The following is a 21,586-nucleotide window of genomic DNA, read 5'->3' as shown; positions in this document are numbered from 1 at the left end:
TCAAAAATCATCAAAATCTTTAGAAATTCAAGCCAAATCACCCAAAGATTCATAAATTGAAATTCAAGAAAAAATTACAGTTGTTTTCTATATCTACCCTAGTTGATGTCGTTAGGATACCTCCAAGCTTATTTGGAACTACACTCAAAAAGGCAGCAGTCAACATCCTCAAAGAAAAATACGAGAGTATGATTAATGCAGAATTAGGCTACATCATTATGATTTTAGATGCTAAAGTAGACGAAATGGGAAAAATGATTGCAGGGGATGGAGGAACATTCCACAAAGTTGAATTTGAAGCTTTAACATTTTATCCAAAATTACAAGAAATTGTTCAAGGTGAAATTGTGGACATTACAGACTTTGGAGCATTTGTAAGAATTGGTCCAACAGATGCATTACTACACTTATCACAAGTTATGGATGATTATCTAAAGAGTGATGTAAAGATGGGATTAATTTTAGCAAATCAAAGTGGAAGAACCTTGAAAGTTGGTTCAACATTACGTGCAAGAATTACAGCTGTTTCATTAGGTAAAGCTGCTGCAATGGGTAAAATTGGTATTACTTGTAGACAACCATTCTTAGGTGCAGATGAATGGATCGAAGAAGAAATTAAAAAAGCTGGAGGTTCAAGTGAACCTGCAAAAGAAGAGAAAGTAGAGGCTAGTTAAAATGGCACGAGAAATGGCATGCAGAAAATGTAAACGTGTTACAACAGAAAAAGTTTGTCCAGGTTGTAAATCATCAGACTTAACACCAGATTGGAATGGGGTCGTACTAGTAGTTGATCCAACTAATTCAGAAATTTCTAAAACACTAGCAATAACACAAAAAGGCAAATATGCAATTAAAGTTACATAAAAAAATTCTAAATCTTTAAAATCATAATAACATTAATCATAATATTGTCATTTAATCCTAAAAAGCAATTATCGCAATTTCTTGCCGAAGATATAGGTAAAGGGGACATCACCAGTCAACTATTATCAAAAAAGGAAATCACAGTAAAAATAATTTCAAGAGAAAACGCCATTGTTGCAGGCACAAAATATGCAAAAGAAATTTTTGCAATTAAAGGATGCAAAGCAAAAATCATAACAAAAGATGGAACAAAAATAAAACCTAATCAAGACATAATAGAAATTACAGGAAAGGCAGATAAAATCTTGACATGTGAAAGGACTGCATTAAACATACTAACAAGAATGAGCGGAATTGCAACACAAACAAATGAACTTGTAAAGAAAATTCCAAATAAAACAAAATTGTATGCAACTAGAAAAACAGCACCAGGTTTAAGATATTTCGATAAGGAAGCTGTCAAAATTGGGGGAGGAGAAAGACACAGATTAAGATTAGATGAAATGGTAATGATCAAAGATAATCATATAGCAGTAGAACAGTCATTATCATCATTAATCAACAAAACTAAGAAAAAATATAAGAAATTTGAAGTAGAAGTTGAAAATACAGATGACGCAGTTCTTGCTGCAGAAAAAGGAGCAACTATCATCATGTTAGACAACTTCTCTCCGAGTCAAATTACCAGAACAATCAAAGTATTAAAAAATAAAAAATTACGAAACAAAGTATTGTTAGAAGCATCGGGTGGAATTAATTCTAAAAATATTTCAAAATATGGTAAGACAGATGTGGATATTATCTCAATCGGAAGTATAACAAATTCAGTAAAAGGAATTGACTTTAGTTTAGAAATCTAGGATTTTAGTTCCGATAATAAATTAATCATAGATTTATTTTTTGGATCAATGCTTTGAATTTTTTTGCAACAATCAATTGAAATTTCAGTTTCTTGTAATTTTTGATGTGTGTATGCCTTTAACAATAAAACCTCAACATCTGTATCTCCAGTCTCCAGAGCCCTGTCAAAATAAGATATTGCAGTACGATATTTATTTTTCAGGTAGTAGATACCCCCAATAGTAAATAAGGCATCATGGTTGTAAGGTACTTTTTCCAAATAATCCAAACCTAATTTCAAGGCTTCAGGATATTTTTTCTTTTTAACAAGTTTTTTGAATTTCTTAAATTGATCAATATTATCTTTAAATGCAATATCTTCAGGTGTTTTACTAAATAATCCAACCAAAATAATCACATGTCAACTGATTTCAAGCATTCTATCAATGGCTAAACGAGCTTTATCAGCAATTTTTTTTGGAACAGAAATCACATTTCGTTCATTGATCAAGGCATCATGCACTTTTTCAAGAGTAATCATTTTCATATATTCACATTCAGCCTTTTCTGAAGCTGGAATGAATGTTTTCTCAGGATTTTCTTTTTTCATTCTATACAGAATTCCTGTTTCAGTTGCAACAACAAAATTCTTTGATTTAGATTTACTAACATGATTTAGCATTCCTTCAGTAGAAAGAATTGAAACTTTGTTATCATCATAACTTCCATCAGCAACATCATACATCATTGGTGTTGTACAACTACATTCAGGATGAATAACAAATTCTGCATCTTTCATAGATTGTAATTTTTTAGTAACATCCTCAGGAGTGATTCCAGCATGTACATGACATTCACCTGCCCAAATGTGCATATTTTTTCTACCAGTCATTTTTGCAACATAAGAACCTAGAAACATATCAGGTAAAAATAAAATTTCTTTATCTTCAGGAATTGCTTTTACAACATTTACAGCATTTGATGAAGTACAACAATAGTCAAGTTCAGATTTTATTTCAGCAGTAGTGTTAACATATCCAACAGAAATTGCGTTTGGATGTTGTTTTTTCCAATTTCGTAATTCTTCGACTGTAATGGAATCGGATAATGAACAACCAGCTTCTAATGAAGGCAAAAGTACTCTTTTTTCAGGACTAATAATTGAAGCAGTTTCTGCCATAAAATGAACACCACAAAACAGTATTGTCTTTTGAGGAACAGTAGCAGCCAATCGAGACAATCCAAGAGAATCACCAGTAAAATCTGCCACATCCTGCACATCAGGAATTTCATAATTATGAGCCAAAATCACAACGTCTTTTTCTTTTTTCAATCTCATGATTTCATTTTTTAAAAATGAAGTATCTTGAACTTGCATGATTTACAAAAAATTGAATGTGTGTAAATTTAAAGAATAGGAAGTAGTCTATAATGATCTATAGAATCTCTAAAAGCGGCAAGTTTTGCCATTTATGTACCAATTTGAATATCATCTGAACAATATTGTCTCAAAGTTTCGATAGCAGATAAAATAGCCAGTCTACTAGTTTTTGGGTTTTCGGGGTCAGGAGTATTTTCAATAGTAAAGATCATTTTACCAGATTTACCTACTGCCTCAATATGATGAGTATTCTTATCAGTATCAGGGTCAGCAATAATTTTGACAGAGGTCTTATCGCTACCAATTCCAGATAAAGAGACAAGTGCTGCCACATTGACGTTTGCAGGAAATAATGAAACTGCATCACGTGCATTTCCTTCAAAAATAACAGTTGAAGAATCTATAGAATCTAAATTAATTTCAGAAGTTTCAAAAAATTGTGCTCCCTTTAATGAACGAGGGTGTTTTGTTGTTGTAATGGATACAGATTCTAATTCACCTTTAATGGATTTTAATCCATCCAATCCTGCAATTGCTCCAGATGGAAGATAAATTGTTTTTTTGAAATGATCACATGCATCGTACAAAATATCATAAATAGATTCATCCAATAATGCACCAACACTCATTATCATAAAATCACGTTTATTTTGTAAAATACTCAATCCATCATCTCTTACCGCATTTTGAGAAGCTGCTTCAACTACAATATTGACAGAATGTGATGAAAGTAAATGAGAGTTTTCAACAATTTCAGGTTTATTGTTTAATTTTGAAACAAGTTCAGAGGATGCTTCTTTAGAATCATCATAAACATGTGTTAAAATTCCAGGAATTTTACCAGAATCAATAGCTAGTGCAATTTGAGTACCCATAACGCCACATCCCAACAAACCAATTTTTTTCATGTGATCACAATAGAAAAGTTCTCTTAATTAATGATAGTTTAAAATAAAAAATAGAATCAGTAAAGTGATGACAATAAATAAAAAAATAATTTTAGGAATATCATTTTTTTTAATATTTTCATTTATTTTCCCCATAAATGCAGATATTGATTCCCCAAGAAAGCAAATGAAAGAAGGCACTGCTGCAGAGAATGTTCTCTGTAAAGAAGGGTTAGAGTTAGTAATTCGAATTAACGGAATGGCTGCATGCGTAAAACCCGAAACAGTTGATAAAATGCAAGAAAGAGGCATTTTACTTGCTACAAAAATCATAAAATCAGGTTCAGGTATCGAGACAGTTCCAGCATCAAGTATGTCTGTGGTGAATTTTTACATCACAGATCATGATTTGAATTTATCACATCGAGGGATAGAAGTATTATCTACTGAAGGACTTTTTGAATTTACAATAAATGGAATTTCAATTCAAGGGCCGGAAAAAATGATTGAAACGGGATACGATACAGGTAAATTTTATCTAAAATTGGAATTACCTGAAACAATTAATGGTAAACAACTAAGTCAAGACGACATTGTTGTGATAAAATACCTAGACAAATCCAATCAATCGGGAGAACAGAGCATACAACTAAAGTCAATTCCATTAACAAAAACATTTGCTGAACTTGAGACTTTTGGAGGAGGCTCAAGAATTGGACATGAGTTTATTCTTAGATTGTACGAACCAGATGCAAACATAGATTCTAGAGATGAAGATAAAATTTCAATTAGTCAATTAGAATTTAAAAGTGAAGGAGGAATTAAAACTACTCTTGCAAATCCAAAATTTGATGCCAACTCAAATTATTTGATTGAGACAGGACCTAACACAAACATCTTTGAAGTACAAATCAAAATCCCACGTCAAATTGACGGTAAAACTATCCATATTGGGAATTGGTATGAAATAAAATACATCGACAAAACCACCCCATCAAATACAAATGAAAAAGTGGTTTTCAAAGGTAAGATTGGGTAAAGTTGTTTTAATGGATCATCTTAGTCAAATATCGACATAACCTAAAGATTTTATTCAAACATACCAAGTATTGTTGTGCTCAATACAGTTTACAAAGATGCTATCATCAATAGAGAAAAAATGTTATCAATTCTAAAAGGCCCCAAATTTGAACAAATTTTACACAAAGCACAAGAAAATTGGAATGATTTCACGCCTACTAAAGAGGAGGCAGTCACAGCAGGTATTGACAGTAGTTTCAACAACACTAAATTTCAAGGAATTGAGTTATGGGCAACTACAGCAGTTTCAATAAAATCAGACGGGGACATCCTTGTTGATCTTCATGAGTCAGGTTTAGGTTCAGATACGGACCTTTCAAGAATTGCAAGTAAAATGGAGATTGACGCATGTGAAAAAACAGTGGACGAAGTGGATTTAGTTTTAATGGATGGTTCACTGCACTCCCAATTCATGACAAGACAATCAGCACTAGACGCACAAGTTGTTAGAACAATGAATAAGAAAAGGAATGTTGTTTTTATTGCAAAAACATCAAACACAAAAAAACAATTTGAAAATCAAGGGTCATTGGCAGGAGATATTTTTTATTATAATCATGTAACAAATGGTCCAGGGTTTAGTGAAATATTTGTTGAAAGAAATTATGGACCAGACAAAATAATCTCATCAACATTTGTAAGATTGAGTGATTCAACTCCAATAATCAAATTAGAATTTTTAGGAGGAAAACACGATAACGATGAAGTAAAATCAATAATGAACAAGCTGTTTAAAACTAGCGTAGGTGGGTATCCATATGCGTTAAAGCTTGCACACAACAACTGTAAAATATCAGACAAGGAACTTGGTAAAATGGTTAGTTTGTTAGGATTAAGTAACGAAATTGGATCAAGAGAGGTATTAGGATGAGTTTAGGCTTTGTCGTCGGAGAATCAAAACCAACATCAGTGACAGCAATTACATCACGTTCATTATCAGTTGGGGAATATATCAAAATCAGTATTGATGAAGGAGAAATTTTAGGATTAGTTGAAAGATCATCAGTATCAAGTGCAGCATTTACAGATGTCAGAAATTTTCATGAAGCAGAAGAAAGTACAGAGATTGCAGACATCAACAAGAGAGACAAAACATTCACAGCACATATAGGAATTTTAGGATTTTTAGAGAATTTACGTAGAGGTCAGTCAATAATTCCTGCAATTCCACCAATTCCAGGCACGGAAATCACACAACCAACAAATCAAGATTTAGAAGAAATTTTCAGTCCAAAAAAAGACGGATGGTTAAAAATTGGGAATCTATTACGAAATAAAAAAATTGAGGCCAAAATCAACCTAGACAGAATCGTTTCAAGACATCTGGGAATATTGGCAATGACTGGAATGGGCAAAAGTAATTTAGTTTCCTTAATTACAAAAAAAATTTCAGAAGTAAAAGGTACTGTAATAATTTTTGATTACCATAACGATTACACGACACTAAACATTCCAAATGTAAATGTAATTGATGCAAAAATCAATCCAAGATTACTTGAAGCAGACCAATTTTCAGAAGTACTAGAAATTAGAGAAAATGCAGATGTGCAACAACGAGTTTTAAGAATGTCGTTTACACAAGAAGTAAAAGAGGCAGGAGAGTTTTGGAACAAATTAGAATACGAAGTGGACTTACTTGTAAATTCAGAAGATAAAAAATTAAAAGAAATCAGAACATCAGCATACAGAGTACAAGACATCATAGAGGATGCACAAAGAAGATTTGATGATATTTTAGATCCAGAAATTGGAAATCCAATGGACTACATAAAGGAAGGATGCACCAACATCATCAACATTTCAGAATTATCAGAAAAACAAGCAAATGTAGCAATGGGATTTTATTTGCAACAATTACTAAAAGATAGAAAAAATGCAACTATAGCAAAACATGGAAAATCAAAAAAACAAAAAGATTACAAATTCTTTGAACCAGTTTTCATAATCCTTGAAGAAGCACACGTATTCATTCCAAAAGATCACGATACTGCAGCAAAATATTGGGCTGCAAAAATTGCTAGAGAAGGAAGAAAATTTGGAGTTGGCTTAGGCATAGTCTCTCAGAGACCTCGCAGTGTGGACTTGAATATACTCAGCCAGATGGGCTCATTTGCAATTATGAAAATCATTCAAGAAGACGACCAGAGACAGATAGCCTCAGCCACAGAGTCTACCAGTCGTGAATTGATATCACAATTGACATCATTGAACGTAGGGGATGCAGTTCTTGTGGGACAATGGACGAATTTGCCATCAATGGTTCACGTTGAAGAAGTTAAAGAAAAGAAAATGGGAGCAGATCAAAGTGCAACTAAAGCTTGGATAAAGGCAGATAAAATGAAAAATATTGGGGCAGAATCCACACAGAGCTTAGTTCAGAAAGATTTGCTGTTAGACTAATGTTATTTTCACATATTGCAGACACACATTTGGGATTAGTTCAGTATGGCTCCAATGAAAGAGAGGAAGATGTGTATGATGTTTTCAATCAAGCAATCGATAAATCAATTGAAGATAAGGTAGATTTTGTAATATTTGCAGGGGATATTTTTCATGAACCCAATCCAAGTGGTAGGGCAATAAACCAAATGGCAAAGGGGTTAAAAAAATTAAAAAAAAATAAAATTGAATCATTTTTTGTTTTAGGTGAACACGATACAAGTAGAATTAGAGGAACTCCTGTTCCATACATATATCATATTTTAAATTTTTCAAAATACATAGGAGATGGAGTCCCCATTCTGTATAAAGAAATAATGTTAGCAGGATTAGACAAGAGAAGAAAATCAGAGATGACAGGGTATAAAGAAATATTTTTAAATTTGGACAAAAGTGCAGAAAATGAATTTAAAGAAACAAAACACAAAATATTGGTACTGCATCAAGGTATTGCAGAGTTTCACAAATATGCAGATGATGTACAATCAACAGATTTGCCAAAAAATTTTACGTATTATGCAATGGGACATTTACATGATACAGTTGTAAAAAAATTTAATCATCTAAAAGGTCCAATTGCATATCCAGGATCAACTGAGCTAACAACTAGTGAAGGAATTAAAGATGTCAAAAAAGGGTTTTTTGAAGTAGACATCTCAGGGGATGATGCAATACCAAAGTGGATCGAGTTAGACAGGAGACCTCAATTTTCATTTGATACAGATTACAAAGAATTAACAAAAACAATTGATGAAATTATAGAAAAAATCAGCGGTCTTACAAAAAAACCAATAATTCAAGTGAAGATAGAAGGCAGAGACGTAGACGTAGATAATATTCAGGCACAAATTGGAAGATTAAACTCGCTGGCACTTGAATGTAAATGGAAAATAATTACAAAACAAACATCAGATTCATCAGTATTTCTAGACAGACCAAATGAAATCAATGATGAAATGCTTAGGCTTTCAACAAACGCATTAGGCTCAGAACAAGATGCAAAATTTGCAATAAAAGAACTTCTCCCAGTGCTGTCAACAGATGAAACGGAACAGGCATTAGAAATTATTTTAGAAGATTATAGAGAATTCAAAGAGGAAGAACCCAAATGATTACATCAATTGAACTTGGAGACTTTCTATCACATGAAAAGACAACAATAGATTTGGAAGAGGGGGTAACTATTTTTGTTGGAAAAAATGGTGCAGGAAAATCAAGCATAATTGATGCAATTACATTTTCATTATTTGGGAAACATACAAGAAAATCAAACAAAGGATTAATCAGGCGAGGAAACAATCAAGGATTTGCAAAAATAAAATTTTCAATAAAAGACAAACAATATGAAGCAGAAAGAAAAATCGATAGTAAAGGCAGTCTAAGTGCAGCATTGTTTGAAATAACAGACAACAACAGAGTGCAAATTGCAGCTGGAGAAAGAAAACAATTTGGAGAGTCAATGACAGGCCAAGTTGAAAAAGTAATAGGAATGAGTTTTGAAAAATTAAAGATAGCATCAATTGTACAGCAAGGGGAATTAAATTCCATAATTAATGCAAAGCCAAAAGAATTCAAAGAGTTACTTAGCGCAATAATTGGGATAGACAAATTAGACATAGCATCAGAATCTATGATAAAAATTACAAAGCAATTCCGTGAAAAAAATAGAACAGAGTCAGGATATGATGTTAGTCAGATAGACATTCTAAAAAATATGAAACAGGAAAATCAAAACAAGTTAGACAATGCAGTAGAGGAAAAAATAGGTTTAGAATTACAAAAAAATAAGATAAAGGAAGAAATTAGTAAATTAGAGGAAGAAGAGAAAGTTGAGAGAGAGAGAAAAATCAAGATAAACCAATTAAAAGATAAAACAAGTGATCTTGAAGATTATGTAGATAAGGAAATTAAAAAAATAAATGATGAAATCGGCCGCAACAAGGAGATAATACGCAATTGTGAAGGCTGTTTTGAAAAGAAAAAACAAAAGCCAGATTTTGAAGAAGAACTCAAAAGAGCTACAAAAGAAGAGCAAGATACACTTGAAAAAATACAAGAAATCAAAGACCAGATCACATCTTTAGAAGCAGAACAGGGCGGGAAAAAAGACAAGATAAACCAATTAAAAGATAAAACAAGTGATCTTGAAGATTATGTAGATAAGGAAATTAAAAAAATAAATGATGAAATCGGCCGCAACAAGGAGATAATACGCAATTGTGAAGGCTGTTTTGAAAAGAAAAAACAAAAGCCAGATTTTGAAGAAGAACTCAAAAGAGCTACAAAAGAAGAGCAAGATACACTTGAAAAAATACAAGAAATCAAAGACCAGATCACATCTTTAGAAGCAGAACAGGGCGGGAAAAAAGACAAGATAAACCAATTAAAAGATAAAACAAGTGATCTTGAAGATTATGTAGATAAGGAAATTAAAAAAATAAATGATGAAATCGGCCGCAACAAGGAGATAATACGCAATTGTGAAGGCTGTTTTGAAAAGAAAAAACAAAAGCCAGATTTTGAAGAAGAACTCAAAAGAGCTACAAAAGAAGAGCAAGATACACTTGAAAAAATACAAGAAATCAAAGACCAGATCACATCTTTAAAAGAACAAGAAAAACTTGCAAAAAAATTACAATTAAAAGACAACAAATGTCCAGTGTGTAATTCAGCTGATGTAGAATTAAATCCATTATTTCAAAATGAACATCTAAAAGAGGAATTAATTAAATTAAATGTCAGTATTAAGTCGAAGGAAGAAGAATTAGAGACAGAACGTAAAGACATAATTGAATTTACAAAGGAGCTAGACAAAGTAAGAGATGCAGAAACAATACTGGATACACACAAAATCGAAACTGAAGAACAATTAGTGGCAATTCAAAGCGGCATAGATGCTCAAGTAAAGAAATTACAACTAGCAGACAGTGAAAATTTAGAGGAGATGTCACAAATAGATGAACATGCAAAGAAAATGTTTAATTCAATTTCAAAACTAGAATCAGAAACAAAAGGATTTGATGAATCAAAGTTTGAAGAAAAAATAGAGGAACTAAATATCAGTATTAAGTCGAAGGAAGAAGAATTAGAGACAGAACGTAAAGACATAATTGAATTTACAAAGGAGCTAGACAAAGTAAGAGATGCAGAAACAATACTGGATACACACAAAATCGAAACTGAAGAACAATTAGTGGCAATTCAAAGCGGCATAGATGCTCAAGTAAAGAAATTACAACTAGCAGACAGTGAAAATTTAGAGGAGATGTCACAAATAGATGAACATGCAAAGAAAATGTTTAATTCAATTTCAAAACTAGAATCAGAAACAAAAGGATTTGATGAATCAAAGTTTGAAGAAAAAATAGAGGAACTAACAAAAAAACGAAATGACAAAACCAATAATGATGAAAATTGGGGCATAGTTGACAATCAAGTAAAGGTAGCAGAAAAGACAATTGCAGAAATCAAGGAATCAATTCGAGAACTTGAAAAAGTTAGAGACTACATATCAAAATTAGATAATATTCAAAAGAATGTTTTTAGTAGAGATGGCTCAGTTGCCACAAGTTTAAGATCATGGGCATTAAATTCAATTTCAATTAAAGCTTCAGAATACCTATCAGTTCTAAATACAAAAATTCAGAGAATTGCATTATCAGAAAAAGCAAGGGACGTGTCTATTGCATGTCATTCAAAAACAGAAGTTTTGGAACTAGAGTCACTAAGTGGCGGGGAAAAAGTAAGCGTTGCATTGGCGTTACGGCTAGGCATGGCAAACTTACTGGGATCATCAAATCTGAATTTGATGATATTAGATGAGCCAACAACACATCTGGATGCTGAAAGAAAGAAATCATTGGTCGAGGTATTAGCACAGTTATCAGGAATTGGAAAATCACAGACAGCAATGCAATTTTTGATCATTACACATGATGCTGAGATATTTGAGAATGAATATGTCGGACAAATTTATGAGTTTAAATCTACTGAAGAAGGAAGTAAAGTTAAATCACTTTAGGCATAATTTTACTTTCTCCAACATAAATTTTAAAAATTCAGACAAAGGTTGCCCTGCATGTGTTAAATTCCATTCATTTACTAGTTGATCATAAAACTTCCATTCAGATTCATCTTTTTGTAAATGAGGTACCATCATTTCTTTAAACCCAGTAAGATCCCAATCCGTAGGGCACATAATATCACTCATTTGAGATAATTCACCATTTTTCATTTCAAACGGATATGATTTACACACACCAGGTTTGAAATCATTTACTGTGCATCTAAAAACATCATCAAATTCTTCAAGAAACTCACACGCTGCATTTTTTTGTTTTAAAGCAAGATCTACAAGTCCTTCTTCAACTTTTATTCCCAATGAATAGTCTTTAGCACCAATTAACTCCAAAAAAGTTTCAGGTTTAGAATTCAAACCATTTGAAAGTCGATAAACATCATGGGCATTTACAAAAATAGTATATTCTTTACAGCAGTCAGTATGACAATCAACACAAGGAAACTTTGGAGTTTTTTGATTACTAGATGACATGAATTACAAAATAAATTTTAGATTTAATGTAAAAAATTACTCTACAATAATCGTTCCTTGCATCCAAGTGTGTAACAAACAATAGTATGGTACTTCACCAGCACTTTCTGGAGTCCATTCAAAAATATCATCTGCACTCATAATACCAGTATCAAACGTTCCACTTGGAGAAGGAGTAAATCCATCAACTGTACCTGCTGTAAAGGAATGCATTGCTGCAGTAGAATCAGAATTTATCATAGTAACTGCATCACCAACACTTACTGTAACAATACTTGGAGTGTAACAATCTAAAGATTCCTGACAATCCATACTCATTCCAGAATTATCAGCAGTTCTGATTTCAGTGCTTGTTGCAGTTTGTGCTGCAACTGCAGGAGTTAAAGTAAAAGCAGTTTCAATTCCTTTTGGACCATAAATGTCCTCACCGTGTCCTAGACCTTGAACAACAACTGTAATGTCAATAACAGAATCCCCTAATGCACTACTTTCATGAACTGGATATTTTCCAGGGTGACGATGTGCTGCAGTTTCTGAAAGAATGGAATCAGAATTTTGAGTTGCAAAGACATCATAGTTTACATGGTCGACAATGTTTCCATCGTCATCCATAAATTCAACTTCAAACACTAATGCTTCACCAACATTACTTGTGCTAGTTAGCAAACTAGGGTTTACAGAAATTTGATTAAGTTTTTCTTCAATTTGAGCGATATTATTTTCAGGAATTGTAAGTTCACGAGATTCAGGTGTTTCGTTTGGATCAGCAACAATTAGAGCTAAAGATATTGCAATCAAAACTCCAACAACTGCAATCACACCATATGTAAGATTCATCTCATCCACCTGTTAATTTAGCAAATTTTTCATTCTTACTTAAAGTTTCCATAAATTCAATATTAGATAGTGCCACAACAGCTGATTCAACAACAGGCTTGTCAGGATCATTTAGTGCTTTTTGCAAAGTTTCTTTGGCTTCCTTATTGCCCACTACACCAAGAGCAATTGCTGCTTCATGTCGTACAAACATGCTTGGATCATTTAGAGTTGAATCGATTAATGGTGGAACAGCTGAAGAATAAGACATTTGACCTAATGAAAAAGCTGCCTCATGTCTAACCAATTCATTGTCATCATTTTTTAAAACTTTAGCAATATGTGGAATTTTATCCTCACCGCCAAAATCTACTAAAATACAAGTGGCACGTGTTCTTACAACATAATCAGGATGATCTAGTAAAGATACAAAATATTCAACATCACTATTTTCATATTTTGATTCCATTTCTGCAAAAAGGGCTAATCGTTCATCAGTTACTGCTTGCAATTTACTGTGAAATTTTCTGTGTTCTATATTAGCCTACTTAAAAAGAAATGAAAAAAAATAGGGGTATGTATTTAACGGAAAAAATATGACTCAAAAATGTGACTGTAAAAATAGGTGAAAAAGCACCAAACTTTGGAGTTTCAGAATGGGTACAGGGCGCTCCAACAAATTTTGATCAAGAAAAAGATCACATTGTATTGTTAGAGGTGTTTCAAGTAAATTGTCCAGGATGTTTTATGCATGCAATTCCTGAAGCAATCAATATTTATGAAAAATACAAGGATGAAGGAGTTCGAGTCTTGGGTCTTGCAACTGCGTTTGAAGATTTTGATAAAAATACTTTAGAAAACTTGAAAATGTTAGCAGAAACAGGAGAAGTGATTGGTGAAACAAAAAGTGCATTATCTCAATATGGGCAATTACAAGAAGGAAACAAACTATCATTTAAGATTCCATTTCCATTAGGAATGGATAATTTAACAAAAAGTTCTGGAGAAATTAGTCAAGAGAAGATATTAGAATTCATTTATCCACAAATTCCAAATTTTGATGAACAACCGGAAGATTACAGAAATCAGATCATTCAAAGAGTTAAGGATCACATGAGGTCAAAGGAATATTCAGCAGAAACATTTGAAAATTTTTCACTTCAAGGAACTCCATCAGTTATTGTAGTAGATAGAAAAGGCATACTTAGAGATGTTTCATTTGGTCAAACAGGACATATTGATGGAATGATTCAGCAGATACTTAGTGAAGATTAAGGCAAAGTTTATTTTTTTACAAACTTTTTCACAACAATTATACCACTTACTATTGCTATTCCAGCACCAATTATCCATACAAAAGAATCAGTGGTAAGGGTTGTGTCAAATTGCCCATCAGGAGGCAAAAAATCATTTTCCAGATTATTTTCAATTGGAGTAATTTCATCTAAACCTACCAAATATTCACTACCAGTAATTGAAATTATGTTAGAACCGGATCCTGTAAATTCAAAGGTAATGAAATGAACTTTTTCATTGGATTGGATTTTTGGAAAAAATTTTTGGTCATTTAGATAAAATGTGAAATCACCGTTTAGTAATGTGGAAGGAATAACTAGTTCTCCCAAGTTATTTTCTAATCCACTATCAAGATATAGAATTAGCTGTTTACTATTTTTATCAAAATTAAAATCAACTAAATCAAAATTTGAAGTTAGAACAACTTCAAAACCATATCCGGAAGTTTGAATATCCATTCGATTGATCAAACCTGTTGCATCAGATAATAATTGTCCATATGCAGGAGTGACTGTAAAAATTAAGATTACTGAAAATATAACTAACGATTTCAATCTATGCTGATTGTGGAACTCGTCTGTTTAATTCCTTATCTTGTGCAATTCTAGGATGTGATGGGTCTGCAAGTATTACCTCAAACCAATAATGCTTTCCATCTTTATAGATAAAGTAAGAGCCCAAAAGTTTCATGTTTGGATAACGTTCAAGAACTCTTCTTTCAGAGACAGTTTTCATATTATCATCAGCTTTAATTCGAGTTACACCAAGATGTTTTGGCCTTCTACCACCAGTTGGTCTTTGTTTTCTCATACCACCAGTACCAACTCTCATTCTTACAACAACAATACCTTGTTTTGCCTTGTAACCTAATCTTCTTGCTCTCTCTAAACGACTTGGCTTATCAATTCTAGTGATAGCATTTTGTTTACGCCATCCAATTACACGAGAACGAAGCTCAGGTGCGTTTTCTTTCCAGAGGCGGATCCATGTTTTATCCTGATGACTAGGCATACTAGAAATGATAAAAATCCCCTATAATAACTGATTTCAGAAAATAAACAAAAATTTCAATTTTTATCAAATTTTAGCATGAATTTAGCTAGAAAAATTATTCTCGACACCTAAGCAACGCTAGGTAATCAAAATGTCTTTGAGTGATGAATTAACATCAACTCAAAGATATGCTTCCGCAGAAAACGCTATGACTATAGTCACTTAAAGTTGTTAAAAAAGATTACCAACTATTGATTTGAGATATTTATTGATGAAAAGAATTGGTAAATGCATGAAATGTATGAAGATCATATTATTGGTTTTATTGATTGGAAGTACAGGTAGTGTTTCATCAGCAGTATTTGCAGAGCCACAGATGACAGCTACAATTGAGAAAACAACTTACACATATTGTGAAAAATTAGCATATACCATTGAAGTTTCTGAGGTTACAGGAGATCTTGCAATAATTCACATCAGGGATGAGACAGATAAAAAAAGTAGTGCAATACCAATCCCAATAGAAAAATTATCAAATCCAATTCCATCGGCATATCCATTTCAAAAAGATATTTTTCCATCAGGAAAATATTTCATAGATATTGAATATTCAGGAGCAACAACTACTTTAGAATTTGATTTGATTGATTCAGATAATTTGTGCATATCACAAGCAATGAAACCACTAATAATTCGATGGGTAAATGGAGAATTTACAGATGGAATGTTAATCAGTGGATTTCAAAATCTTGTTGATAGCAAACTAATAGATATACCATATGAGATTACTGAAAAAAATATTGACAAGATTAAGATTCCCCAATGGGTTAAGAGTGTAGGAAATGGGTGGATAATGGGAATGATTTCGGATCAAATGTTTGCCAAAAATTTGCAATATTTGATTGATCAAAAAATTATTTCAAATGGCGATAATAGAATAAACGAACAAGGATGAGTTTTTTGTCATCAAAATTTTTGTAACTTTAATTATTATTCCATGTGTATGATCAATATTTGAATTTAAAATAAATAATAAAAAATGAATAGTTATTTTTGACTATTTCTTTTTATGTGCTTTTGCAATCAAAGCCAGAATAATTCCAATAACACCAGCAATTCCAAAAGCAACTGAAAAACTGATTATCATTTCTTTATTGGATGAAGGTGATGAAGTATTAGATACAGTTGGGGAATTGTCGATACTAGAAGAATCTAATACACATACATCATTTTCTAAAATAGTTCCAGGACCACAACGCTCATCAAGTACACATACATCATTTTCTAAAATAGTTCCAGGACCACATTCATTTGTAGGAACTATTTCAATTACAGGAGTTTCAATTACAGGAGTTTCAATTACAGGAGTTTCAATTACAGGAGTTTCAATTACAGGGACTGAAATTACTTTAGAGAATCCAAATTCTGAACCAATTATTTCTAATTCTTCAGTACCCAATTGAACATCAATACTTAATGTTCTACTTTCTGAAGTATTTTGTATTTCTCTGAAAATTGTTTCATCACCATCAGATAAAATAAAGAATTGATCGTCAACACCGTCATAAACAGAGTCAAAGAATTCTCTATCAAAGATTACTTCTAATTTTCCATTAGAATCACGTACATCAACATAGAAGATAAGGGACATCGAATCGGTATCAGATTCTATTTCATAAACATTCAATCCCACTGTAGAAAAATTAACATCAAAAGGCATACCATCAACAGTTACTGAAAGAGTTTCAAGTGAAGGAGAAGTGACAGGGGTGGATTCAGAGGACATAGTTGGTTCAGAGGTGTTTTCTTCTACTTGGTATCCAGAATTAACATTATCAGATGAATCAGAATTCTGGAAACTATAGATTACAAATTCTATCCAAGGATAATCAGGGTCAATAATTCGATAAGTTCCAAGTTCATTTAATGTAAAAGATGCAGATGCACCAGGCGGAATAATTTCAGTAATTATCCTATTATCTTTATTGAAATCACATGCATTATTGTCATCTTGATTGGAAACGGATTGATCATCATTAGGATCAAATTCACAAACTAAAAAATCATCATAATTAATATTTGAATTACGATTGGAATTTGCACTACCACTTACCAACATATGAGAAACAACATCATTATTGATTACAGTAATTGTGGAACCAGGTGAGGATGAAAATAAGGTATTATCAATATATTGTGTGTTATCTTCAAGATAAGCATCATCAACAATTGTAACAGTGTTATCAGATGTTTGAGCATAAACCATTACTGTAGAAATCATTGTAAATAAAATCAAACCTAGTGAAATTTTCATTAGAGAACTAATGTTAGGAAAATGTAGAGTTTCAGACCTCAAATTACCAATATTTTGTTTTTCTAACACAAATTTTTAACTCAAAAAGTATGTTAAAGTCAAAGAGCCGATTATTAATCACGTAAAAGTCAATTTTTTTGAATATTTTTTAAAATTAGGCACAACAGGGCATCTAAATTCTAGATAACGCCTCTAAGAATCTGAATAATTTTCTCACCAATTACATTTGCAGCAAGGGACTGAGCCTCTTTTGTTTGAGCTCCAATATGAGGAGTTAAGATCACATTGTCAAGTTCAGCCAACTTATTACCAGTTGCAGGTTCTTCTTCAAAAACATCCAATGCTGCACCACCCAAAGTACCATTCTTGATTGCTTCATACAAAGCATCTTCATCAACAACGCCTCCTCTAGAAGTATTGATAATTTTTGCAGTGTTTTTCATTGTTGCCATTTTTTGTGCATCCAAAAGATGATGAGTTGAATCAAGTAGTGGAACATGAATTGAAACATAATCACAGCTTTGTAACAAAGTATTCAAATCAGCTTTCATCAAACCAACTTCCTTTGCAAATTCCTCATCAATTGGCATCACATCATATCCAATAATATTCATGTTAAGTGCACGTGCAAGTCTACCTAATCTTTTTCCAATATTTCCCAATCCAATAATTCCTAAATATTTTCCACGAAGTTCTGTTCCCTTTAGTTCTTTTTTGAGCCACTTTCCATCACGGATTGCTCTATCACCCCTAGCAGTTTGTCTTGCTAAAGATAACATCAAACCCAAAACTAATTCAGCTACTGCATTCATTGCACCTTCTACAGCATTAATTACGCGAATGTTCTTTATTTTAGCAGCTTCTTGATCAACATTATCTAATCCAACACCAACGCGTGCAATTATTTTACAATTATCAGCTTTGTCAATCATCTCTTTGGTAATAGTAGTTCTACTTCTTACAATGATAATATTGAAACTAGAAATTTTTTCTAAGATTTGTTCAGGAGTTATTTCAGGTTCGTAAGAAATCTTTAGACCATTGTCTGTTAGGATTTTAGTTAGTACTGGATCTACCTCATCACAAATTAGTACAGAATCTTCAAAACTCAATAAAATTCAAAATGAAATGCGGCATATAATTCATTAAAAAAAATAAAAAAAGAAAATAAAGTTGGTCTAGATACGACCTAAGTCTGTCATTACTTCAATGATTGGTCCAGCTAATTCAGGAACTACTTCCCATAGTGGGATAGCACCGTCTGCTTTCAAATCAGAAATAACTTCATCGGTATACATACCATGGATGTTTAATGCTGGGTGAGCAATGCTGTTTTGACCCATTGGTGGGACTGCATCACTTGGATTACCTAAGACATATGCGTATGATGGTACTGCGTCCATACCTAAGCCTTCAACGATTGGGTTTAAGTTGAATGGATCACCTGCAACAAATACTGTTACTGCACCGGAATAGATTGCTGCATAGTCGTGGTTAACTGCTGCATAAACTCCTGGCTCATCAAATACCAAATCTACAATCATACCTTGTGAACCTCCGAGTAACCATGTTTCAGTGGCAGCAGATTGTACTCTGTTACCTTGTGTAATTCTATCCAATATTTCTCCTACAATGTGGAAGAAGACTGGTTCATTACCTTGGTTCTCGATGAAAATTCTTACGTGTTGATCATTTTCAACAAATAAGAGTTGTCCTTGTGTTTCTTCTAAGTCAAGTCCATCTCTTGCTTGCAAAACTGCACTGATTTTCTTTTCTGGATCACCCATTACAAGTAAGTTGTGTGCCATGTTTGGAACATAACCAAATTGCATGCCGTTGACTACTGTTGCGGTGTTTTGATGAGACATCATTTTGCCCATATCATAATTACCGTCAGTTAAGTACAACTGGTTGTATTGTAGCTGGAACTCTAATGCATCAGCATCGTAGAATTTTCTGTCTAATTCACCGCTTCCGCTTGTTTTCTCAACCATTAATTTCTTGTAACCGTTTGCAGGGTCAACAATTGCAATTCCGTACATGCCGGAAAGTACGTGTTGATCCATAGCAGCGAGTTTAACACCAGAACAATGGTATTTGAAAATTCCTGCGGATTCAGCAATATAGCAGTAAGTTGTGGATTCACCTGGATTAACGGATTCAAATGCTCCTGCAGTTATCTGAGATGCGTGCATGTCATTTCCGTGTCCTACCATTTCAGTTGATGGAATGGTTAGTGTCATCTTTACAACATCACCTTGTGTAACTCTTAATGTTGGACCTGGGACTTGTCCACTAAAGGTCATAGCATTGTAAGTTTCACCGTTTAAGAGAGGCATTTCATGGCTCTCACCGGTTAGTTGAAAGTCGTGTACTGTTCTTCCAGAGGATTCGAGTACTCCACAATCGGTTTCTGCGAATGCTTGTGGCATTACAAGTTGTAAGCCGCCCATTTGATGGATTTTCTCAAGTACTTCAACATCCATTTTGTTGATGTCGAGTGCTTGTCCACTAATTTGGGTATTTGTGTATGTGCTTCCGAATAAGGTTGCTCCCATTACAGCTACTGCTGCAATTGTGAAGAGCATACTAGTTTTCTTATTCATGGTACAAATTCCGAATTAGAGTTATAAATACTAAAGCTGAATTTTCATGGTGCTAACGATCAGTCCTAGGGGAAATTCAAGAAGATCTATCATTCTATAGTCATAGAATGATTTCAAAAGGAATGAATAATAAAAGTGAAAATAATAAAGTCAACATGAAGTTTCGATTAGATCAAGATTCATTAGGCAAAGTCAAAATTCCTGCAGATGCATATTATGGAGCATTTACAGGTAGAGCAATTAATCAATATCACGTAACAGGTAACAAAGCCCACAAAAATTTGATTGAAGCATTTGTAATGATAAAGAGATCTGCAGCAGTTGCCAATATGAAGACTAAAGCAATTGACGCAAAACGTGGAAAAGCCATAGTTTCAGCATGTGACAAAATATTGTCAGGAAAATTCACAGAACAATTTGTGGTAGACATGATCAACTCAGGTGCAGGAACTGCATTCAACATGAATTCCAACGAAGTCATTTCAAATGTTGCGTTAGAAATTTTACACAAGAAAAAAGGACAGTATGAATTCCTACATCCAAATGATCACGTAAACATGTCACAGTCAAGTAACGATACATATCCAACTGCAATGCATGTAGCAATTTTGATGAATCTGAAAGAAACAATTCCAGCAGTAGAAATTTTAATTAAATCATTATCTAAAAAAGCAAAAGAATTTGCATCATTTAAAAAAATTGGAAGAACCCATTTGATGGATGCATTGCCAATTACATTGGGTAGTGAATTTGCAGCTTACACTACATCCATAACAAAAGCTAAAAACAACCTTGTTGCAGCACAAAAAGAATTACAAAATGTTGCACTCGGAGGCACCGCAGTAGGTAATGGTGCAAATACACCTAAAGGATATAGAAAAATTGCAATAGCAGAACTAAGTAAAATTTCTAAGCTTAAACTAAAACCAGAACCAGATATGCAATTTAGTTTACAAAGTAAGTATCCAGTTGCAAATGCATCAGGAGCATTGAGAAACTTGGCATTAGAAATTGGAAAAATTGCAAATGACATTAGATTAATGGCATCAGGTCCAATTGCAGGATTAGCAGAATTGGGAATTCCAGCAGTTCATGCAGGATCATCCATCATGCCAGGTAAAGTCAACCCATCATTAGCTGAATGTATGAATATGATTTGTTTTAACATCATAGGAAATGATACTGCAGTATCATATGCTGCTCAAGGAGGACAATTTGAACTAAATGTAATGCTACCAGGAATGCTAAAATCAGTTTTAGAGTCAACAGATATGCTCAAAAACTTTTTGCCAATATTTTCTGCAAATCTAATTGACGGATTAACAGCAAATAAACAAAAGCTTCAAGAGAATATTGAAAACAGTCCAGTGATAGTAACTTTACTTACTCCAAAAATAGGATATTTGAAGTCAGCAGAATTATTCAAAGAATCACTAAAAACTGGAAAAACAATTAGAGAATTAGTAGTTTCAAAGAAACTAATGACCAACAAAGAAATAGATTCGTTATTTAGATAAA

The 21,586-nt window shown here is 32.9% G+C and carries 22 protein-coding genes; 11 read left to right on the top strand and 11 right to left on the bottom strand.

Annotated elements, in window-relative coordinates; translation table 11 throughout:
- Positions 1-80 precede the first annotated feature (80 nt).
- From NMSP_RS02155 to nadC, 3 genes are read left to right on the top strand one after another with little or no spacing between them, the layout of a single operon-like run.
- Complete coding sequence (locus NMSP_RS02155; RefSeq protein WP_086908335.1) at positions 81-674, top strand: DNA-directed RNA polymerase; 594 nt, start codon at positions 81-83, stop codon at positions 672-674.
- 1 nt (position 675) lies between these two features.
- Positions 676-864 carry a transcription elongation factor subunit Spt4 gene (gene spt4 / locus NMSP_RS02150; protein WP_086907244.1) on the top strand — a complete coding sequence of 63 codons (189 nt, stop codon included), beginning with the start codon at positions 676-678 and terminating at the stop codon, positions 862-864.
- Between the two features lie 41 nt (positions 865-905).
- Positions 906-1,724 carry a carboxylating nicotinate-nucleotide diphosphorylase gene (nadC, locus tag NMSP_RS02145; RefSeq protein WP_192866225.1) on the top strand — a complete coding sequence of 273 codons (819 nt, stop codon included), beginning with the start codon at positions 906-908 and terminating at the stop codon, positions 1,722-1,724.
- On the opposite strand, the gene NMSP_RS02140 is transcribed toward nadC, so the two are convergent.
- The 3 genes from NMSP_RS02140 to NMSP_RS02130 all read right to left on the bottom strand — a co-directional run bounded on the left by NMSP_RS02140 (position 1,721) and on the right by NMSP_RS02130 (position 3,993).
- Positions 1,721-2,122 carry a tetratricopeptide repeat protein gene (locus NMSP_RS02140; RefSeq protein WP_086907242.1) on the bottom strand — a complete coding sequence of 134 codons (402 nt, stop codon included), beginning with the start codon at positions 2,120-2,122 and terminating at the stop codon, positions 1,721-1,723. The genes nadC and NMSP_RS02140 overlap by 4 nt on opposite strands.
- A gap of 3 nt (positions 2,123-2,125) precedes the next feature.
- On the bottom strand, positions 2,126-3,082 hold the full coding sequence (nadA, locus tag NMSP_RS02135) for a quinolinate synthase NadA (RefSeq protein ID WP_086907241.1): 957 nt from the start codon (positions 3,080-3,082) through the stop codon (positions 2,126-2,128).
- A gap of 92 nt (positions 3,083-3,174) precedes the next feature.
- On the bottom strand, positions 3,175-3,993 hold the full coding sequence (locus NMSP_RS02130) for an aspartate dehydrogenase (protein WP_086907240.1): 819 nt from the start codon (positions 3,991-3,993) through the stop codon (positions 3,175-3,177).
- A gap of 67 nt (positions 3,994-4,060) precedes the next feature.
- On the opposite strand from NMSP_RS02130, the gene NMSP_RS02125 reads away from it, so the two are divergent.
- From NMSP_RS02125 to NMSP_RS02105, 5 genes are all read left to right on the top strand, one after another.
- Positions 4,061-5,011: a hypothetical protein gene (locus tag NMSP_RS02125; RefSeq protein ID WP_086907239.1), complete on the top strand. Its 951-nt coding sequence runs from the start codon at positions 4,061-4,063 to the stop codon at positions 5,009-5,011.
- A gap of 120 nt (positions 5,012-5,131) precedes the next feature.
- Positions 5,132-5,923 carry a DNA double-strand break repair nuclease NurA gene (locus NMSP_RS02120; protein ID WP_086908334.1) on the top strand — a complete coding sequence of 264 codons (792 nt, stop codon included), beginning with the start codon at positions 5,132-5,134 and terminating at the stop codon, positions 5,921-5,923.
- Complete coding sequence (locus NMSP_RS02115; RefSeq protein WP_086907238.1) at positions 5,920-7,452, top strand: ATP-binding protein; 1,533 nt, start codon at positions 5,920-5,922, stop codon at positions 7,450-7,452. The genes NMSP_RS02120 and NMSP_RS02115 overlap by 4 nt, the downstream gene beginning before the upstream one ends.
- A complete protein-coding gene (locus tag NMSP_RS02110) occupies positions 7,452-8,603 on the top strand; it encodes a metallophosphoesterase family protein (protein ID WP_086907237.1) in 1,152 nt (383 codons plus the stop codon). The genes NMSP_RS02115 and NMSP_RS02110 overlap by 1 nt, the downstream gene beginning before the upstream one ends.
- Positions 8,600-11,512, top strand: a complete 2,913-nt coding sequence (locus tag NMSP_RS02105; RefSeq protein WP_086907236.1) for an AAA family ATPase — start codon at positions 8,600-8,602, stop codon at positions 11,510-11,512. The genes NMSP_RS02110 and NMSP_RS02105 overlap by 4 nt, the downstream gene beginning before the upstream one ends.
- Here the strand turns inward: NMSP_RS02105 and NMSP_RS02100 are convergent.
- From NMSP_RS02100 to NMSP_RS02090, 3 genes are read right to left on the bottom strand one after another with little or no spacing between them, the layout of a single operon-like run.
- Positions 11,504-12,043 carry a YkgJ family cysteine cluster protein gene (locus NMSP_RS02100; RefSeq protein WP_086907235.1) on the bottom strand — a complete coding sequence of 180 codons (540 nt, stop codon included), beginning with the start codon at positions 12,041-12,043 and terminating at the stop codon, positions 11,504-11,506. The genes NMSP_RS02105 and NMSP_RS02100 overlap by 9 nt on opposite strands.
- A gap of 36 nt (positions 12,044-12,079) precedes the next feature.
- Positions 12,080-12,880: a cupredoxin domain-containing protein gene (locus NMSP_RS02095; protein WP_086907234.1), complete on the bottom strand. Its 801-nt coding sequence runs from the start codon at positions 12,878-12,880 to the stop codon at positions 12,080-12,082.
- A gap of 1 nt (position 12,881) precedes the next feature.
- Entirely contained in the window at positions 12,882-13,370 is a 489-nt protein-coding gene (locus NMSP_RS02090) for a HEAT repeat domain-containing protein (RefSeq protein WP_086907233.1), read from the bottom strand.
- A 98-nt stretch (positions 13,371-13,468) separates the two neighbouring features.
- Between NMSP_RS02090 and NMSP_RS02085 the strand changes: the two genes are divergently transcribed.
- On the top strand, positions 13,469-14,134 hold the full coding sequence (locus NMSP_RS02085) for a peroxiredoxin family protein (protein ID WP_086907232.1): 666 nt from the start codon (positions 13,469-13,471) through the stop codon (positions 14,132-14,134).
- A gap of 8 nt (positions 14,135-14,142) precedes the next feature.
- Here NMSP_RS02085 and NMSP_RS02080 read toward each other — a convergent pair whose 3' ends face one another.
- Together NMSP_RS02080 and NMSP_RS02075 are read right to left on the bottom strand one after the other, a co-directional pair.
- Positions 14,143-14,709, bottom strand: coding sequence for a hypothetical protein (locus tag NMSP_RS02080; protein WP_086907231.1), 567 nt, complete (start codon positions 14,707-14,709; stop codon positions 14,143-14,145).
- A gap of 1 nt (position 14,710) precedes the next feature.
- Positions 14,711-15,166, bottom strand: coding sequence for a 50S ribosomal protein L15e (locus tag NMSP_RS02075; RefSeq protein ID WP_086907230.1), 456 nt, complete (start codon positions 15,164-15,166; stop codon positions 14,711-14,713).
- A gap of 253 nt (positions 15,167-15,419) precedes the next feature.
- Between NMSP_RS02075 and NMSP_RS02070 the strand changes: the two genes are divergently transcribed.
- The gene (locus NMSP_RS02070) at positions 15,420-16,103 is read left to right on the top strand and encodes a hypothetical protein (RefSeq protein ID WP_225971306.1); all 684 of its coding nucleotides are present in this window, start codon (positions 15,420-15,422) and stop codon (positions 16,101-16,103) included.
- 102 nt (positions 16,104-16,205) lie between these two features.
- Here NMSP_RS02070 and NMSP_RS08600 read toward each other — a convergent pair whose 3' ends face one another.
- From NMSP_RS08600 to NMSP_RS02055, 3 genes are all read right to left on the bottom strand, one after another.
- Complete coding sequence (locus NMSP_RS08600; protein WP_225971305.1) at positions 16,206-17,462, bottom strand: hypothetical protein; 1,257 nt, start codon at positions 17,460-17,462, stop codon at positions 16,206-16,208.
- A 179-nt stretch (positions 17,463-17,641) separates the two neighbouring features.
- Positions 17,642-18,574 carry a D-2-hydroxyacid dehydrogenase gene (locus NMSP_RS02060; RefSeq protein WP_086907229.1) on the bottom strand — a complete coding sequence of 311 codons (933 nt, stop codon included), beginning with the start codon at positions 18,572-18,574 and terminating at the stop codon, positions 17,642-17,644.
- A gap of 66 nt (positions 18,575-18,640) precedes the next feature.
- Entirely contained in the window at positions 18,641-20,050 is a 1,410-nt protein-coding gene (locus NMSP_RS02055) for a multicopper oxidase domain-containing protein (RefSeq protein ID WP_086907228.1), read from the bottom strand.
- Positions 20,051-20,223: 173 nt separating this feature from the next.
- Here NMSP_RS02055 and NMSP_RS02050 point away from each other — a divergent pair, with 173 nt between their 5' ends.
- Complete coding sequence (locus NMSP_RS02050; RefSeq protein WP_086908331.1) at positions 20,224-21,585, top strand: aspartate ammonia-lyase; 1,362 nt, start codon at positions 20,224-20,226, stop codon at positions 21,583-21,585.
- Position 21,586: the final 1 nt, after the last annotated feature.

Origin of the sequence: Candidatus Nitrosomarinus catalina (assembly GCF_002156965.1) — an archaeon.
Classification (GTDB): Archaea; Thermoproteota; Nitrososphaeria; order Nitrososphaerales; family Nitrosopumilaceae; genus Nitrosopumilus; species Nitrosopumilus catalinensis.
The sequence above is the reverse complement of the archived record's forward strand: the minus strand, read 5'-3'. Positions and strand labels throughout refer to the sequence as shown.

Coding starts and splice junctions, on each gene's coding strand:
- spt4 (WP_086907244.1), top strand. CDS start 676: ATGGCACGAGAAATGGCATGCAGAAAATGTAAACGTGTTACAACAGAA.
- nadA (WP_086907241.1), bottom strand. CDS start 3,082: ATGCAAGTTCAAGATACTTCATTTTTAAAAAATGAAATCATGAGATTG.
- NMSP_RS02130 (WP_086907240.1), bottom strand. CDS start 3,993: ATGAAAAAAATTGGTTTGTTGGGATGTGGCGTTATGGGTACTCAAATT.
- NMSP_RS02125 (WP_086907239.1), top strand. CDS start 4,061: ATGACAATAAATAAAAAAATAATTTTAGGAATATCATTTTTTTTAATA.
- NMSP_RS02120 (WP_086908334.1), top strand. CDS start 5,132: ATGTTATCAATTCTAAAAGGCCCCAAATTTGAACAAATTTTACACAAA.
- NMSP_RS02115 (WP_086907238.1), top strand. CDS start 5,920: ATGAGTTTAGGCTTTGTCGTCGGAGAATCAAAACCAACATCAGTGACA.
- NMSP_RS02110 (WP_086907237.1), top strand. CDS start 7,452: ATGTTATTTTCACATATTGCAGACACACATTTGGGATTAGTTCAGTAT.
- NMSP_RS02105 (WP_086907236.1), top strand. CDS start 8,600: ATGATTACATCAATTGAACTTGGAGACTTTCTATCACATGAAAAGACA.
- NMSP_RS02100 (WP_086907235.1), bottom strand. CDS start 12,043: ATGTCATCTAGTAATCAAAAAACTCCAAAGTTTCCTTGTGTTGATTGT.
- NMSP_RS02095 (WP_086907234.1), bottom strand. CDS start 12,880: ATGAATCTTACATATGGTGTGATTGCAGTTGTTGGAGTTTTGATTGCA.
- NMSP_RS02075 (WP_086907230.1), bottom strand. CDS start 15,166: ATGCCTAGTCATCAGGATAAAACATGGATCCGCCTCTGGAAAGAAAAC.
- NMSP_RS02070 (WP_225971306.1), top strand. CDS start 15,420: ATGAAAAGAATTGGTAAATGCATGAAATGTATGAAGATCATATTATTG.
- NMSP_RS08600 (WP_225971305.1), bottom strand. CDS start 17,462: ATGAAAATTTCACTAGGTTTGATTTTATTTACAATGATTTCTACAGTA.
- NMSP_RS02055 (WP_086907228.1), bottom strand. CDS start 20,050: ATGCTCTTCACAATTGCAGCAGTAGCTGTAATGGGAGCAACCTTATTC.
- NMSP_RS02050 (WP_086908331.1), top strand. CDS start 20,224: ATGAAGTTTCGATTAGATCAAGATTCATTAGGCAAAGTCAAAATTCCT.